The sequence below is a fragment of the Bacteroides sp. D2 genome (genome assembly GCF_025147085.1).
Classification (GTDB): Bacteria; Bacteroidota; Bacteroidia; order Bacteroidales; family Bacteroidaceae; genus Bacteroides.
Map to the genome: position 1 here is coordinate 3,423,016 of NZ_CP102261.1, position 16,652 is coordinate 3,439,667.

Genomic DNA, 16,652 nt, shown 5'->3' on the forward strand with positions numbered 1-16,652 from the left:
CGTTTTATTTCGGTGGCAAATATAGAAAGAATAGTTGGATTCGGGAAAACGGAGCCTCTATTTTATCAGAATAAAGGCTCTATATGGCTTAAACAGAGGCGCTGTTTTCTTTAAATGGAGCCTCTGTTTGGGTAAAATAATGTTTCTGCTTGAACGGAAAATCGGTTACAAAATAGTGGAACACTTTTTGGAATGCTGTTTTTTTCTTGTAATCTGTTGCTTATTAGCTGTTTATGATGTAATAAAAAAAGACTGCCGAACGCAAAGTGGAATACATAATAAACAATAAAAGATAATTGATCTATTTAAAAATAGATAGTTCGATTTTTTTGTTTTTGGGGATTTCTAAAATGAAAAAAGAAGATAATTCCTCTTCTATGCTTCAACTTTTCTTTTTTTACTTTACCTTTGCGCCCGCTAAAGAACCAAAAGATTTGAATTTAATAATCGACATAGGAAATACAAAGGCAAAGATTGCTTTCTTCGACGGCGGAGAAATCGTGGATATAGTAGCTGAATCCAATCAATCGCTGGGTTGCTTGAAGGCTTTTTGTTCCAAATATCCGGTTGAACAGGGGATTGTGGCTACTGTCATTGATTTAAGCGAAAAGGTATTAGCTGATTTGGCAGCTTTGCCGTTTCCTTTGCTCTGGCTCAATCATCAGACTCCGCTTCCGGTTGTCAACCTGTACGAAACTCCCGAAACATTGGGATATGATCGTATGGCTGCCGTAGTGGGTGCTAATGAGCAGTTTCCTCATCGGGATATATTGGTGATTGATGCGGGAACTTGCATTACTTATGAGTTTATTGACTCAAAAGGTCAGTATCATGGCGGTAATATTTCTCCCGGTATGCAGATGCGTTTCAAAGCACTTCATCAGTTTACAGGACGTTTGCCTCTGGTAGACACCAACGGGCGCAAACTCCTGATGGGACGGGACACCGAAACGGCTATACGTGCCGGAGTGATGAAAGGGATGGAATACGAAATTTCAGGTTATATTGAGTCTATGAAGCATAAATATCCTGAACTTTTGGTTTTTTTAACGGGTGGAGATGATTTTTCTTTTGATAGCAGCGTAAAAAGTATCATCTTTGCAGATAGATTTTTAGTGTTGAAAGGATTAAATAGAATTTTAAACTATAATAATGGTAGGATTTAAACACACACTTTGTGCGCTTTTGCTCACGATGGTTACCGGAATGGCAATCGCTCAAAATAATACAAACTCTCCTTATACACGATATGGCTATGGCGACTTGTCCGATCAGAGTTTCGGTAACAGCAGGGCGATGGGGGGAATTGCTTTTGGACTTCGGGATGGAGCACAGATCAATCCGCTGAATCCTGCTTCGTATACAGCCATTGACTCATTGACATTCCTCTTTGAAGGAGGTGTCAGTCTGCAAAATATGAATATTAGCGGTAGCGGTGTGAAACTGAACGCTAAAAACTCCAGTTTTGACTATCTGGCTATGCAATTTCGTTTGCATCCGAGGATAGCGATGAGTATCGGTCTGTTGCCGTTCTCTAATGTGGGATATTCAGTGTCGGATACACAGGCTGCAACAGATCCTACTACCGGTAATACGGCTGATTATGCCAGAAGCTATACCGGAGATGGAGGTTTGCATCAATTATATGCCGGAGTGGGAGTGAAAGTGCTCAAAAACCTTTCGGTAGGTGTGAATGCTTCTTATTTCTGGGGAGATATTAATCGGACACGTGTCCTTTATTTCCCAAGTGTATCAGGTGCTTATAATTATAATCACCAGTCGGTTGCGTCAGTGTCGAGTTATAAACTTGATTTTGGAGCACAATATACACTCGATATTAATAAAAAACATTCAGTGACAATTGGAGCTATATATTCTCCGAAGTTGAAACTGGGTAATGACTATAGTGTAACGACACAAATGGTTTCAAATTCTACGGGTACAGCGGTTTCTACTACAACATTGAAACCGGATGCAACGTTTGAAGTTCCTAATACATTTGGCGTCGGATTTACATATAACTATGACAAACGCCTGACTGTTGGTCTGGATTATAGTTTGCAACAATGGTCAAAAACGAAATTTGACGTAAATACATCAGATGAAGCTGTACGTGAAGATTTCAATGAAACATACACGTATTGCGATCGTCATAAAGTATCAGTGGGTGCGGAATACATTCCTAATTTGATGGGACGTTCCTATTTATCCCATATTAAATACCGTCTGGGAGCTTATTATACGACTCCGTATTATAAGATCGGCGGCAAAGAGGCTACCCGTGAATATGGCGTAACTGCCGGTTTCGGTCTGCCTGTGCCTCGTTCCCGTTCCATTCTTAGCATCAGCGGACAATTTGTCCGTATCAGTGGACAGGAATCGGCTTTTGTAAATGAAAACATCTTCCGCGTGAGCATCGGATTGACGTTCAACGAACGTTGGTTCTTCAAACGCAGAGTGGAGTAATGAGATGAATGTAAGAAAGAATAGACGACTATATAATAACAACTAAAATTTAGATACAATGAAAATTAAAACGCTTGTGGCTATGTTGTTCCTTTCGGCAGGAGCAACCACTGTGGTAGCACAGGATGCGTCTAACTGTAACTCGAACAGTAGTATCTCGCATGAAGCTGTGCGTGCTGGTAATTTTAAAGATGCGTATACTCCTTGGAAAGCTGTGTTGGAAAACTGTCCGACGCTTCGTTTCTATACCTTTACTGACGGATATAAGATTCTGAAAGGCTTGATGGGACAAATCAAGGATCGGAATAATGCAGATTATCAGAAATATTTTAATGAACTGATGAATACGCATGACTTGCGTATTAAATACACAGATGAGTTTCTAGCTAAAGGTACAAAAGTGTCTTCTGCCGACGAAGCTCTGGGTATCAAAGCAGTAGATTATATCGCTTTTGCTCCGAAGATTGATGTGAACCAGGCTTATCAATGGTTGAGTCAGTCTGTAAATGCAGTGAAAGGCGAATCGGCAGGTGCGACTATCTTCTATTTCCTGCAAATGTCTTTGGATAAATTGAAAACGGATCCGAATCATAAAGAACAGTTCATTCAGGATTATCTGGCTGCTTCCGAATACATCGATGCTGCTATTGCAGCCGAAGCTAGTGAAGCTAAAAAGAAACCTTTGCTGGGTATCAAGGACAACTTAGTGGCTTTGTTTGTAAACAGTGGAACAGCTGATTGTGAATCACTGCAAAGCATCTATGGACCGAAAGTAGAATCTAACCAAACTGACTTGGCTTACTTGAAGAAAGTAATCGATATCATGAAAATGATGAGATGTACTGAAAGTGACGCTTATCAACAGGCTTCTTTCTATTCATATAAGATAGAACCTACTGCAGAAGCTGCTACGGGATGTGCTTATCAGGCATTTAAGAAAGGTGATATTGACGGTGCGGTGAAATTCTTCGATGAAGCAGTGAATCTGGAAACAGACAATCTGAAGAAGGCTGAAAAAGCATACGCTGCTGCAGCAGTACTGGCTTCTGCCAAGAAACTGTCTCAAGCAAGAGCTTATTGCCAGAAAGCAATTGGTTTCAATGAGAATTATGGTGCTCCTTATATACTGATTGCTAACCTTTATGCAATGAGTCCTAACTGGAGCGATGAATCTGCTCTGAACAAGTGTACTTACTTTGCAGTGATTGACAAACTGCAACGTGCAAAACAAGTGGATCCGAGTGTAGCTGAAGAAGCTAACAAATTGATCGGTAGATATTCAGGTCATACTCCGCAAGCTAAAGACCTATTTATGTTAGGTTACAAGCAAGGCGACCGCATCACTATCGGCGGTTGGATAGGAGAGACTACAACGATTAGATAAATGTATGTTGCGAAAACGAAGAAACCGTTTATTGCATAAAAGCATGAGCATAACAATCACCTCCGGGGCGATTGTTATGCTTCTTTTATTATCTTCCTGTGGCGGAAAGAAGAAAGCTATGGGTGAGGCTATCACAGAACGTGATTCCCTTCCGATGATGACAACATTGGGAGTCACTACCCTTATCTCCGATTCCGGAGTGACACGCTACAGAGTGAATACGGAAGAATGGTCGGTGTACGACCGTAAGAAACCATCCTATTGGGCCTTTGAGAAAGGTGTATATCTGGAACAGTTCGACTCTATCTTTCATATAGAAGCCAGTATCAAAGCGGATACTGCCTACTATTATGACAAAGAAAGGCTTTGGAAGCTGATAGGGAACGTAGATATACAGAACCGGAAAGGAGAGCGTTTTAATACGGAACTGCTGTACTGGAACGAAGCTACCCAAAAGGTGTATTCCGACAAGTTTATACGTATTCAACAACCGGACAGAATTATTACAGGGCATGGATTCGACTCGAACCAGCAAATGACCATATATACCATCCATAATATCGAAGGTATTTTCTATGTGGATGAGGAAGCGGGTGGTCCGCCCCAACCGGAAACAAAAGCACTGCCGGATTCAGTGCGAAAAGATTCTGTGAAATAAACTATGAATATTTATATCTCTCTAATTATCACCATGGTCTTCTCCGCCTTCTTTTCAGGAATGGAGATTGCCTTTGTGTCGGTAGACAAACTGCGTTTTGAGATGGAACGCAAGGGGGGAATTACATCCCGTATCCTTTCCATCTTCTTCAAGAACCCGAATGAATTTATCTCTACCATGTTGGTGGGAAATAATATCGCCCTGGTCATCTATGGTATCCTGATGGCACAGATTATCGGCGACAATCTGCTGGCGGGATTCATTGATAATCATTTTCTGATGGTGTTGGCGCAGACCGTTATTTCTACCCTTATTATTCTGGTGACCGGAGAGTTTCTGCCGAAAACATTATTCAAAATCAATCCCAATCTGGTCTTGAATGTTTTTGCCATTCCACTGATTATTTGTTACGTCATTCTATATCCTATTTCTAAACTGGCTTCAGGTTTGTCTTGTTTATTCCTTCGTGTCTTTGGAATGAAGATTAACAAGGATGCATCCGACAGAGCGTTTGGAAAAGTCGACTTGGACTACTTCGTGCAAAGCAGTATTGATAATGCCGAGAATGAGGAGGAACTGGATACGGAAGTGAAAATCTTTCAGAATGCTTTGGATTTCTCGAACATAAAAATCCGCGACTGTATCGTTCCGCGTACCGAAGTGGTGGCTGTTGATCTGACAACTTCGCTGGACGAGTTGAAAAGCCGCTTCATCGAATCCGGAATTTCCAAGATCATTGTGTACGATGGAAATATCGACAATGTGGTGGGCTATATCCATTCGTCGGAAATGTTTCGTGCTCCGAAAAACTGGCATGAGAATGTGAAGCAGGTGCCGATTGTGCCCGAAACCATGTCCGCCAATAAACTGATGAAGCTCTTTATGCAGCAAAAGAAAACGATTGCCGTAGTGGTGGATGAGTTTGGCGGTACGTCCGGTATTGTATCTCTGGAAGATCTGGTAGAAGAAATATTTGGAGATATAGAAGATGAGCACGATAATACTTCCTATATCAGCAAGCAGATTGATGAACGCGAGTATGTGTTGTCCGCCCGCTTGGAGATAGAAAAAGTCAATGAGACGTTTGGACTCGATTTACCCGAATCGGACGATTACCTGACGGTAGGAGGGCTGATTCTGAACCAATATCAGAGTTTTCCGAAGCTGCATGAAGTGGTGCGGGTAGGACGTTATCAATTCAAGATAATTAAGGTCACAGCGACAAAAATAGAACTCGTGCGATTAAAAGTCTTGGAATAATGACGATAATCAAGAAATTTTTAGCCAATAAATAGATGCATATTAGCATTTTTTGTATCTTCGTGCGCTAAAACGACAAAAGAAAGAAATAATAATAAACATAAATCGTATTAATCAAAATGGCAACGTTACAAAACATTAGGTCGAAAGGACCTCTATTGGTGATTGTTATCGGCTTGGCGCTGTTTGCTTTCATTGCGGGTGACGCATGGAAGGTGATGCAGCCGCATCAGGCACATGACGTAGGTGAGGTGAACGGAGACGCTCTTTCCGCTCAAGAGTATCAGAATTTGGTAGAAGAATATACCGAAGTGGTGAAACTCATGCGTGGGGTGACCGCCTTGAATGACGAACAAACCAATCAGGTGCGCGATGAAGTATGGCGTTCCTACGTAAACAATAAACTGGTTGAAAAAGAAGCAAAAGCACTGGGACTGACTGTTTCTGCTGCTGAAATTCAGGACATCCTGAAAGCTGGCGTTCATCCTTTGTTGAGACAAACTCCTTTCCAGAATCCGCAAACAGGTAACTTCGACAAGGATATGTTGAACAAGTTCCTCGTGGAATATGCCAAAATGAGCGAATCACAAATGCCGGCACAGTATGCTGAACAATACAACAACATGTATAAATACTGGACATTCATTCAGAAAACTTTGATTGAAAGCCGTCTGGCAGAGAAATACCAGGCATTGGTGTCTAAAGCTCTTCTTTCTAATCCGGTGGAAGCACAGGATGCTTTCGACGCAAGAGTAAACCAGTACAATGTGTTGATGGCTGGTATTCCTTACTCTTCTGTGGTAGATTCTACAATTGTAGTGAAAGAATCGGAACTGAAAGATTTGTATAACAAGAAGAAAGAACAATTCAAGCAATATCAGGAAACTCGTGACGTCAAATATATTGATGTACAGGTAACTGCAAGTGCTGAAGATAGAGCAGCTATCCAGAAAGAAGTAGACGAAGCTACTGCACAGTTGGCTACTACTACGGATGATTATACTTCTTTTATCCGTTCGGTTGGCTCGGAAGCTCCTTATGTGGACTTGTTCTATAACAAGACAGCTTTCCCGTCAGACGTAGTTGCACGTTTGGACTCTGCTTCTGTTGGTGCTATTTATGGTCCTTACTATAACGGAGCCGACAATACAATCAACTCTTTCAAAGTAGTTGCTAAGGCTGCTGCTGCCGACTCTGTGGAATTCCGTCAGATCCAGGTATACGCAGAAGATGCAGTGAAGACAAAGACATTGGCTGACAGTATCTATAACGCTATCAAGGGTGGTGCTAACTTTGCAGATGTTGCAAAGAAATATGGCCAGACTGGTGATGCTAACTGGATCACTTCTGCACAGTACGAAGGTGCACAGGTAGATGGTGACAACCTGAAATTCATCTCTGCTATCAACAATACAGGTGTGAACGAACTGGTGAACTTGCCGATGGGACAAGCAAATGTAATCCTTCAGGTGACTAACAAGAAATCTGTGAAAGATAAATATAAAGTAGCTGTTATCAAGCGTGAAGTAGAGTTCAGTAAAGAAACTTACAATCGTGCTTATAATGATTTCAGTCAGTTTATCGCAGCTAACCCTAGTGTAGAAAAGATGGTAGCTAACGCTGAAGAAGCTGGTTACAGATTGCTCGACAGAATGGACTTGAGTAGCTCTGAACATAACATCGGTGGTGTGAGAGGTACAAAAGAGGCTTTGAGATGGACATTTGATAAAGCGAAACCGGGTGATGTTTCCGGCTTGTACGAATGTGGCGAAAGCGATCACCTGATGGTGGTAGGTCTGGTAAGCATTAAACCGGAAGGATACCGTCCGTTGAAAGCTGTACAGGATCAGTTGAGAGCTGAAATCGTGAAAGACAAGAAAGCTGAAAAGATCATGGCTGACATGAAAGCTGCCAATGCAACTTCATTCAACCAGTACAAAGATATGGCTAATGCAGTCAGCGACTCTTTGAAGATGGTTACTTTTGCAGCTCCTGCTTATGTATCAGCATTGCGTAGCAGCGAACCGTTGGTAGGTGCTTATGCTTCTGTTGCTCCAGAAAATCAGTTGAGTGCTCCTATTAAAGGTAATGCCGGAGTATTTGTATTGCAAGTATACGGTAGAGACAAGTTGAACGAAACATTCGACGCAAAAGCTGAAGAAGCTACGCTGACTAACATGCACGCACGTTTTGCCAACCGTCTGATGAATGACTTGTATCTGAAAGCAAACGTAAAAGATACACGCTTCCTGTTCTTCTAAGGAAGTAATAGGAAATAGATATTCGGGCACGGATTACACGGATTTGCGCGGTTTTAATTGATAAAGAACCGCGAGTCCGTGTAATCCGTGCCTTTTTTTATTGTCGTTTTCCGTTTGCGGTTTTTGTTATCTGATAAATTTTCTATAACTTGCCAATGTTTGTTAATCGAGTCTATGGAAGATCTCATTTATTAATACAAATCTATATTATGATAAAACAACTTGCCCAGTATTCAGTACCCGCTGAAAATTCACGTGCTATTCGTGTGTTCCTTTCGTCAACGTTCAGAGATATGGAGATGGAGCGTTCTGCATTAGTCAAACTATTTAAAGGTTTGCAAGTGAAGGCTGCCAGTCGTGGTGTTACCATTTCATTGGTCGACCTGCGTTGGGGGATCACAGAAGAAGATGCAAAAAGTGGCAAGGTGGTTGAAATCTGTTTGAAAGAGATAGTGCATTCCCGGCCTTTCTTCATTGGCATGGTAGGCGAACGCTATGGATGGTGTCCCAGTTATGAAGATTTATCGCAGACTTTCAGTGATAGCCTGGAATATAGTTGGGTGGAAGATGATTTGAATAACCGCTTGAGTGTGACAGAGATGGAAATGCAGTTTGGCGTACTGCGCAATCCCAATCCGTTGCATGCCTATTTTTATATCAAACAGTCGGCTACTGATCCCTCTTGTCCTAAAGAGGAGTTTCATAAGTTACAGCATCTTAAAGAGTGTCTTTTGCAGCAGGACCGCTATCCTGTGCAAGAGTATGATTCGCCCGATCAGCTATGTCAATTTGTAGAATCTGCTTTCACTGAATTGCTCGAACAAGAGTTTCCTAGTGTATTGACTGTGGAAGATAACCAGGCATTGCAAGAACAGTTAACCCGTAATGAACTCTTATTTAATTATCATCCAATACCTGAAGCAGATCAGGCTTTTTCCGATTTCTTAGCTGCGGATGAGCAACGGTGTCTCGTTGTAACGGGTGATGGTGGTCTTGGTAAGAGTGCTCTGCTGGCTCATTGGAGTGATTGGGTGAACAATGATACGCAGATGATTCCCATATATCATCGATTGGACAATACTACGCTGTCTTCTTATCCGGAGACTTTGGTGAGGGCATTAGCTGCAAAATGCCAGAATGCACTCAAATGTCAGACTTTAGGTGAAGAAGATTTGTTTACCGCTGAAGTTTCAAAGGAATCAGACTCAACTCAAGGTACAGCCAGATCGATTCTGGATATTGTGAGAGAATCAATGGTGTTTGGGAATAATGTATTGGACGGTTTTTCAGAAAATACACTTCGAAACATTAAAGAGATTGAGGAAGATTTGAATTCTATTCAAAAGTTCAGTCAGTTATGGGCTGCGCTAGGGAGATCAAAATATGCTATCATTTTATTGATTGATGACATCAGTTATCTAAATTCAACGGAAGTATCTCTATTTTCTTTATTCGGATCTATACCGTCCAATGTGAAGGTCGTGTTAAGTTTTGCTGCGTCATCTACTGCATATCTGCCTTTTGTCCAGAACAGGTACGTTCATTACCGATTGAATGGCTTTTCGCAGGCTGATGCAAAGTCGTTTTCAAAACAATATTTGTCTACCTATTCTAAGGCTCTGTCTGCACAGCAAGAAGATATTCTTAGCTCGTGGGTACTGGCTAAACAACCGCGCTGCTTAAATGTGTTGCTCAATGAATTAGTTTCGTTTGGTCAATATGATACTCTTAGTGAATATATGAGTGGATATTGTCAGATAAACGAGATTGCTCAATTCTACGACAGTGTGCTCCGGCGTTTGTCGTCTGATTATGGTTTCGATAGGATTGGAAGAGCGCTTTTAATGCTTTCACTTACTTTAGAAGGATTTACCGAAGATGAGGTAAAGAGTATGACAGGTATTAATCAGCTGCTTTGGTCGCAGTTGAGGGTGGAAATGAGTAGCTGGCTCACCAACAAAGGGGGGCGATATTGCATTTGTGATACACAAATGATAGAGGCGATTGAACGGAGTTTTGCTCAAGATGATGCGTCTATAGACGAGTGTCGCAAGGAAATAATTGTTGCTCTTCTGGATGATAGCGATACTCTTTCGCATCCATTGACTTTTGCTGATTATAACTATCGCATGAAACAGTTTTGTTACCATGACTCTTATCGCTATCAAGTGGAAATTACTTATCAAAGTTATAAGATGCAACATTGGGACTTTTTAAGAGATTGGATTTGTGATGCGGAAACCTTCGAAATCCTGTATCGCACTAATTATTCTCTATTAGAAGATTGCTGGAAGGCGATAATGAACGATAATCCTTCGCTTACGCCTGCAGCCTATGTTGAATTGGACTTTGGTCAGATTGACTCTTTTTTGATTCCTGTCATTGCTAATGACATGGCTACTTTCTTAAGCAGCTCTTTCCATCTGACGAAGGCGGCAATGGAGGTGAGCGAGAAAAGTATGGAAGGAGAAGCGATACCGTTAATTGCCAAGTCGGTATTAAAGATGAATGAAGGATGCCGGTACGCCCGCAATGAAGAATACGAAACGGCATGCGACTGTTTCTTGAAAGCATTGGTGATGCAGGAAAGTATTGTACCAACTCCGGAATTGGAGATTGCCAATACCTGTCGGAATCTGGGTCTGGCATATTACTACAATGAGCAATACAATGAAGCTGTGATTTATTTGAATAGGGCGCTTAATTATCATGCGGCTTCTACTGACGAGAAGAGTCAGGCAGAAGTTATTGAACTTTCCGAATTCTTGGCTTATTGTGATTATTATAGGGATGAGGAAGAGAGTGCCGCCAAGAAATTCCGGAAAGTGGCTGAAATGCACGAATCTTTGAATGGCAGACTGTCGAGTGGAGTGGCTAAATGTTTGCGTATGCAGGGAAAATGTCTTTATTATATTAAGCGATATGATGAAGCGTGGAGTTTGGTGAATGAGGCGTTGGGTATTGCTATACAGATAGATAATAGGAAACAGATCGTGGCTTGTCACAAAGAGTTGTATCATTTGTGCAAGGAGTTTAAGCGGGTGATGAAGGAGCGTGGAGATGAACAAAGTTCTACTTTATTTTTCCGTGAGTCTCTTCTGCATGAAAAGTTTTTCAGTGAAAAGCCGCGTCTGGCTGAATTAACAGTCCGTTACGAGGCATTGAGATGTGATATTATGCGACAATATTACGAGAATAAGGAGTATGGGAACGTAATTCGTATTGCAACGACTTTAGATATTCACGAGGATATTGATCCTAACGTTTCTAGTGAGGTCTGTTACTATGAAGCGCAAGCTTATGCAAAAACGGAAAACTATCCAATGGCGAAAGATGCTTTCTCCAGAGAGCTTGAACTACGAAAGAAGTACTTGGGGTGGGAGGACGATCATACGATTCTGGCTTGTCAAAATCTAGGGGTTTTACACAGTTTTTGTAATGAACGGGAAGATGCGTTGGCCTGTTTTCGTGAGGCGTACGATCATGAAGTGAAAAAGAATGGTAGTGACTCTGCAGTAGCGAAAAAGCTGCTTCAATATATAGATGTGGTTCGTTCATAACTTGGGTCTACTTCCCTTTTTTGTTAACTTTTGCATTCTCGCTATATAGAAATCGACTTTATTTCCTTACATTTGCAAATATAAACCATCAACAGAAAGAAGAATGTCTAAATATCCCCTTTTAGGAATGACCCTCGTGGAGCTTCAATCATTGGCAAAAAGACTCGGTATGCCCGGATTCACAGCCAAACAGATTGTATCCTGGCTCTACGAAAAGAAGGTGGCCTCGATTGATGAAATGACTAATCTGTCATTGAAACACCGGGAGTTGCTCAAGCAGAACTATGAGGTGGGAGCAGCTGCTCCGGTAGATGAAATGCGCTCTGTAGATGGCACGGTGAAGTATCTTTATAAAGTTGGTGAGAATCATTTTGTAGAGTCGGTTTATATTCCGGATGACGACCGGGCAACGTTGTGCGTGTCTTCACAAGTAGGTTGCAAGATGAACTGTAAGTTCTGCATGACGGGTAAACAAGGCTATACCGCCAACCTGACCGCCAGTCAGATCATCAACCAGATTCATTCGCTGCCGGAACGCGACAAACTGACCAATGTTGTGATGATGGGAATGGGTGAACCGCTTGATAATTTGGATGAGGTGCTGAAAGCATTGGAACTACTGACCGCTAACTACGGCTATGCCTGGAGCCCGAAGCGTATCACACTCTCTACAGTTGGACTACGGAAAGGATTGCAGCGTTTTATCGAAGAAAATGATTGCCATCTCGCCATCAGTCTTCACTCTCCGTTGACAGCTCAACGCTCCGAATTGATGCCGGCAGAAAGGGCATATTCGATCACCGAGATGGTGGAACTGTTAAAAAACTATGATTTTAGCAAACAACGTCGACTTTCATTTGAATATATTGTTTTTAAAGGGCTTAATGATTCGCAGGTCTATGCCAAAGAGTTACTGAAGCTTCTTCGCGGACTGGATTGCAGAGTGAATCTGATTCGTTTTCATGCCATACCGGGGGTAGACCTCGAAGGAGCGGACATGGATACGATGACCCGTTTTCGTGATTATCTGACGTCACACGGGCTTTTCACCACCATCCGTTCTTCAAGAGGAGAAGATATTTTTGCAGCTTGTGGTATGTTGTCGACAGCGAAACAGGAAGAAAATAATGAGAGTTAATATATAAAACCGAACATCATGAAAAAGTACTTTTTTTATTTAAGCATCGCTTTGGTAGCCTTTGTCGTTGCTTCTTGTGGTCTGAAAGGAAATCATACCTCTAGTGGTCGTGCCTACGAGCTTCTGGTTGTAATAGATCACGGTGTTTGGGATCGTGCTGCCGGAAGGGCTTTACATGATGCGCTCGATTCTGATATGCCCGGTTTGCCGCAGTCGGAACCCTCTTTCCGGATTATGTATACTTCACCGAAAGATTATGATTCTACGTTGAAACTGATACGTAACATTATTATTGTAGATATACAGGATATATATACGAAAGCATCTTTCAAATATGCGAAAGACGTATATGCCAATCCGCAAATGATATTGACTATCCAGGCTCCGAACGAAGAAGAGTTTGAAAAGTTTGTAGAAGAGAATAAAAAGACGATTGTCGACTTCTTTACCCGTGCGGAAATGAACCGTCAGATTACGTTATTGGAAGAAAAACACAGTAACTTTATCTCCAATAAAGTGGATAGCCTGTTCGGCTGCAACATCTGGTTGCCTTCCGAACTGACCAATTCTAAAACCGGTGAGGACTTTTTCTGGGCTTCTACCAACACAGGTACTGCCGACCGTAATTTCGTGATGTACTCTTATCCTTATACTGACAAGGATACATTTACGAAAGAATATTTTGTGCACAAACGTGACTCTGTGATGCAGGCCAATATCCCCGGATTCAAGAAAGGCGTTTATATGTCGACTGACAGCTTGCTGACCGACGTTCGTCCCATCAATGTACAGAATAGCTATACGATGGAAGCACGCGGCTTGTGGCGTATGAAGGGTGATTTTATGGGTGGCCCATACGTTTCCCACACTCGTCTGGACGAGAAAAACCAACGAATTATTACAGCAGAAATATTTGTTTATTCACCTGATAAAATGAAACGCAACCTGGTACGCCAGATGGAAGCATCTCTTTATACACTGAAACTTCCGAATGAGGTTCAGCAGAATCAGATTCCATTGGGAGGTGTATCCAAGGCGGCAGCGGAACAAACTAAAAAATAAAAACATGGAAGATAACAAGATAAGAATAGGTATCACCCAGGGAGATATTAACGGGGTGGGCTATGAGGTGATTCTGAAGACATTTTCTGACCCTACAATGTTGGAACTATGTACTCCGATCATTTACGGTTCACCAAAAGTAGCGGCTTATCATCGTAAAGCGTTGGACATACAGACGAATTTCAGTATTGTCAACTCTGCCACCGAAGCGGGATACAACCGCTTGAGTGTGGTGAACTGTACGGATGATGAGGTGAAAGTGGAATTTTCCAAACCCGATCCCGAAGCGGGTAAAGCTGCGCTGGGAGCCTTGGAACGTGCCATTGAAGAATATCGCGAAGGCTTGATCGACGTCATCGTGACAGCTCCGATCAACAAACATACGATTCAGTCGGAAGAGTTCTCCTTCCCCGGACATACGGAATATATCGAAGAACGTCTGGGCAATGGTGATAAGTCATTGATGATTTTGATGAAGAATGACTTCCGGGTGGCTTTGGTGACGACACATATCCCTGTCAGAGAGATCGCGACTACGATTACCAAAGAACTGATTCAGGAGAAACTGATGATATTCCATCGTTGCCTGAAACAGGATTTCGGTATCGGCGCTCCGCGTATTGCGGTGCTCTCTCTCAATCCTCATGCCGGAGACGGTGGTTTGTTGGGAATGGAAGAGCAGGAAGTGATTATCCCTGCCATGAAAGAAATGGAAGAGAAAGGAATCCTTTGCTACGGCCCTTATGCGGCCGACGGCTTTATGGGTTCAGGCAATTATACTCATTTTGACGGTATCCTGGCAATGTATCACGATCAGGGACTGGCTCCGTTCAAAGCATTGGCTATGGAAGATGGAGTAAACTATACGGCAGGTCTGCCGGTAGTACGTACTTCTCCGGCTCATGGCACTGCTTATGACATTGCAGGCAAGGGACTGGCTTGTGAAGATTCTTTCCGTCAGGCAATTTATGTTGCCATCGACGTGTTCCGTAATCGTCAGCGGGAAAGAGTGGCTCGTGCCAATCCGTTGCGTAAACAGTATTACGAGAAACGTGATGATAGTGATAAACTGAAACTGGATACAGTAGACGAAGATTAAAACAAGTAATGACAAAAGCAGAGATACAACAAGTGAAACAACGTTTCGGTATTATAGGTAATACCGAAGCATTGTCGCGCGCCATAGATGTTGCCATTCAGGTAGCTCCTACCGATTTGTCTGTGCTGATTACCGGAGAAAGTGGAGTCGGAAAAGAAAGTTTTCCGCAGATTATTCATCAATATAGCCGGAGGAAGCACGGACAGTATATCGCTGTCAACTGTGGCGCTATTCCGGAGGGTACGATTGATTCCGAACTGTTCGGGCATGAGAAGGGTGCGTTTACCGGTGCGATTGGCGAACGGAAAGGGTACTTTGGCGAAGCCGACGGTGGTACTATTTTCCTAGATGAAGTAGGGGAGTTGCCGATGCCTACCCAGGCGCGTTTGCTCCGTGTGTTGGAGAGTGGCGAGTTTATAAAAGTAGGTTCATCCAAAGTGCAAAAGACGGATGTTCGTATTGTGGCAGCTACCAATGTCAATCTTACACAAGCGATTGCCGAAGGGCGTTTCCGTGAAGATTTATATTACCGGTTAAATACGGTACCTATCCAGATTCCTCCTTTGCGTGAACGTGGAGACGATGTGCTCCTGTTGTTCCGTAAGTTTTCCGCAGACTTTGCAGAGAAATACCGGATGCCCGCTATTCAGCTGACGGAGGATGCCAAGAAAGAATTGCTGGCTTATCCATGGCCTGGTAACGTGCGCCAGCTGAAGAACATCACCGAGCAAATATCCATCATTGAAACAAACAGGGAGATCACTGCCGCCATCTTACAGAATTATCTTCCCGCACAAAATATACAACGTCTTCCCGCACTGATGGGAACACGTGAAAGTAAAGGCTTTGAAAGTGAACGGGAGATTCTTTATTCCGTTCTGTTCGACATGCGTCAGGAGGTAGCGGAGTTGAAGAAGATGGTACACAACCTGATGGCTGAACGTGCCGGACAGGTGGGGCAGGTAGGACAGGTGGGAACGGTGGTTACTACCCCGGTAGTGACGACACACCAACCTTCGGTACCTGCGATCATTCATACCATGCAGCCTGCGGTTTGCAAGGATGATGATGACATACAAGACACGGAAGAATATGTAGAAGAACCTCCTTTGTCACTGGACGAAGTGGAAAAAGAAATGATCCGCAAAGCACTTGAAAGGCATCATGGAAAGCGGAAAAGTGCGGCTAAGGACTTGAATATTTCCGAGCGTACACTTTATAGAAAAATAAAAGAATATGAATTGGATTAAGAAAATAATACGCCCTTTGGTACTGTTCGTTTTGCCGTTGGTAGTCATCGCGTGCACTGTCTCCTATAAGTTTAACGGATCGTCTATCAATTATGATAAGGTAAAGACTATTTCGATAGCCGACTTCCCGATCAAGTCGGAGTATGTGTATGCTCCGTTGGCGACCAAGTTTAATGAAGACCTGAAAGATATCTTCATCCGGCAAACCCGTCTGCAACTGCTCAAGCCGAGTCAGAATGCCGACTTGCAGATTGACGGAGAAATCACAGGATACAATCAGTATAACCAGGCAGTATCTGCCGACGGTTATTCTTCGGAAACTAAGTTAACTATTACCGTCAATGTACGCTTTGTCAACAATACCAATCATGCCGAAGACTTTGAACAACAGTTTTCTGCTTTCCGTACCTACGACTCTACCCAGTTGCTGACTGCCGTACAGGACGGATTGATTGCTGAAATGTCTAAAGAGATCACCGACCAAATTTTTAATGCAACTGTAGCAAACTGGTAA

Annotated in this window: 12 protein-coding genes; all 12 read left to right on the top strand. The window is 42.6% G+C overall.

Features of this window, described 5'->3' with window-relative positions:
* Positions 1–377 precede the first annotated feature (377 nt).
* The gene (locus NQ505_RS11840) at positions 378–1,166 is read left to right on the top strand and encodes a type III pantothenate kinase (RefSeq protein ID WP_009000570.1); all 789 of its coding nucleotides are present in this window, start codon (positions 378–380) and stop codon (positions 1,164–1,166) included.
* The gene (locus NQ505_RS11845; protein WP_009000571.1) at positions 1,153–2,466 is read left to right on the top strand and encodes an OmpP1/FadL family transporter; all 1,314 of its coding nucleotides are present in this window, start codon (positions 1,153–1,155) and stop codon (positions 2,464–2,466) included. The genes NQ505_RS11840 and NQ505_RS11845 overlap by 14 nt, the downstream gene beginning before the upstream one ends.
* Positions 2,467–2,524: 58 nt before the next feature.
* Positions 2,525–3,850 carry a hypothetical protein gene (locus tag NQ505_RS11850; RefSeq protein ID WP_009000572.1) on the top strand — a complete coding sequence of 442 codons (1,326 nt, stop codon included), beginning with the start codon at positions 2,525–2,527 and terminating at the stop codon, positions 3,848–3,850.
* 43 nt (positions 3,851–3,893) lie between these two features.
* Entirely contained in the window at positions 3,894–4,508 is a 615-nt protein-coding gene (lptC, locus tag NQ505_RS11855; protein ID WP_009000573.1) for an LPS export ABC transporter periplasmic protein LptC, read from the top strand.
* Between the two features lie 3 nt (positions 4,509–4,511).
* Entirely contained in the window at positions 4,512–5,768 is a 1,257-nt protein-coding gene (locus NQ505_RS11860) for a hemolysin family protein (protein WP_009000574.1), read from the top strand.
* Between the two features lie 119 nt (positions 5,769–5,887).
* Positions 5,888–8,029, top strand: a complete 2,142-nt coding sequence (locus NQ505_RS11865; RefSeq protein ID WP_009000575.1) for a peptidylprolyl isomerase — start codon at positions 5,888–5,890, stop codon at positions 8,027–8,029.
* Between the two features lie 209 nt (positions 8,030–8,238).
* Positions 8,239–11,589: a DUF4062 domain-containing protein gene (locus NQ505_RS11870; RefSeq protein ID WP_009000576.1), complete on the top strand. Its 3,351-nt coding sequence runs from the start codon at positions 8,239–8,241 to the stop codon at positions 11,587–11,589.
* A 103-nt stretch (positions 11,590–11,692) separates the two neighbouring features.
* Positions 11,693–12,727, top strand: a complete 1,035-nt coding sequence (rlmN, locus tag NQ505_RS11875) for a 23S rRNA (adenine(2503)-C(2))-methyltransferase RlmN (RefSeq protein ID WP_032853819.1) — start codon at positions 11,693–11,695, stop codon at positions 12,725–12,727.
* An 18-nt stretch (positions 12,728–12,745) separates the two neighbouring features.
* Positions 12,746–13,789, top strand: coding sequence for a DUF4837 family protein (locus NQ505_RS11880; protein WP_009000578.1), 1,044 nt, complete (start codon positions 12,746–12,748; stop codon positions 13,787–13,789).
* 4 nt (positions 13,790–13,793) lie between these two features.
* The gene (gene pdxA / locus NQ505_RS11885; protein ID WP_009000579.1) at positions 13,794–14,888 is read left to right on the top strand and encodes a 4-hydroxythreonine-4-phosphate dehydrogenase PdxA; all 1,095 of its coding nucleotides are present in this window, start codon (positions 13,794–13,796) and stop codon (positions 14,886–14,888) included.
* Between the two features lie 8 nt (positions 14,889–14,896).
* Positions 14,897–16,138: a sigma-54 interaction domain-containing protein gene (locus tag NQ505_RS11890; protein ID WP_009000580.1), complete on the top strand. Its 1,242-nt coding sequence runs from the start codon at positions 14,897–14,899 to the stop codon at positions 16,136–16,138.
* Complete coding sequence (lptE, locus tag NQ505_RS11895) at positions 16,125–16,652, top strand: LptE family protein (RefSeq protein WP_009000581.1); 528 nt, start codon at positions 16,125–16,127, stop codon at positions 16,650–16,652. The genes NQ505_RS11890 and lptE overlap by 14 nt, the downstream gene beginning before the upstream one ends.

Bases quoted from the DNA above. Each gene is read 5' to 3' on its own strand.
- NQ505_RS11840 (WP_009000570.1), top strand. From the start codon at position 378: ATGCTTCAACTTTTCTTTTTTTACTTTACCTTTGCGCCCGCTAAAGAA.
- NQ505_RS11845 (WP_009000571.1), top strand. From the start codon at position 1,153: ATGGTAGGATTTAAACACACACTTTGTGCGCTTTTGCTCACGATGGTT.
- NQ505_RS11850 (WP_009000572.1), top strand. From the start codon at position 2,525: ATGAAAATTAAAACGCTTGTGGCTATGTTGTTCCTTTCGGCAGGAGCA.
- lptC (WP_009000573.1), top strand. From the start codon at position 3,894: ATGAGCATAACAATCACCTCCGGGGCGATTGTTATGCTTCTTTTATTA.
- NQ505_RS11860 (WP_009000574.1), top strand. From the start codon at position 4,512: ATGAATATTTATATCTCTCTAATTATCACCATGGTCTTCTCCGCCTTC.
- NQ505_RS11865 (WP_009000575.1), top strand. From the start codon at position 5,888: ATGGCAACGTTACAAAACATTAGGTCGAAAGGACCTCTATTGGTGATT.
- NQ505_RS11870 (WP_009000576.1), top strand. From the start codon at position 8,239: ATGATAAAACAACTTGCCCAGTATTCAGTACCCGCTGAAAATTCACGT.
- rlmN (WP_032853819.1), top strand. From the start codon at position 11,693: ATGTCTAAATATCCCCTTTTAGGAATGACCCTCGTGGAGCTTCAATCA.
- NQ505_RS11880 (WP_009000578.1), top strand. From the start codon at position 12,746: ATGAAAAAGTACTTTTTTTATTTAAGCATCGCTTTGGTAGCCTTTGTC.
- pdxA (WP_009000579.1), top strand. From the start codon at position 13,794: ATGGAAGATAACAAGATAAGAATAGGTATCACCCAGGGAGATATTAAC.
- NQ505_RS11890 (WP_009000580.1), top strand. From the start codon at position 14,897: ATGACAAAAGCAGAGATACAACAAGTGAAACAACGTTTCGGTATTATA.
- lptE (WP_009000581.1), top strand. From the start codon at position 16,125: ATGAATTGGATTAAGAAAATAATACGCCCTTTGGTACTGTTCGTTTTG.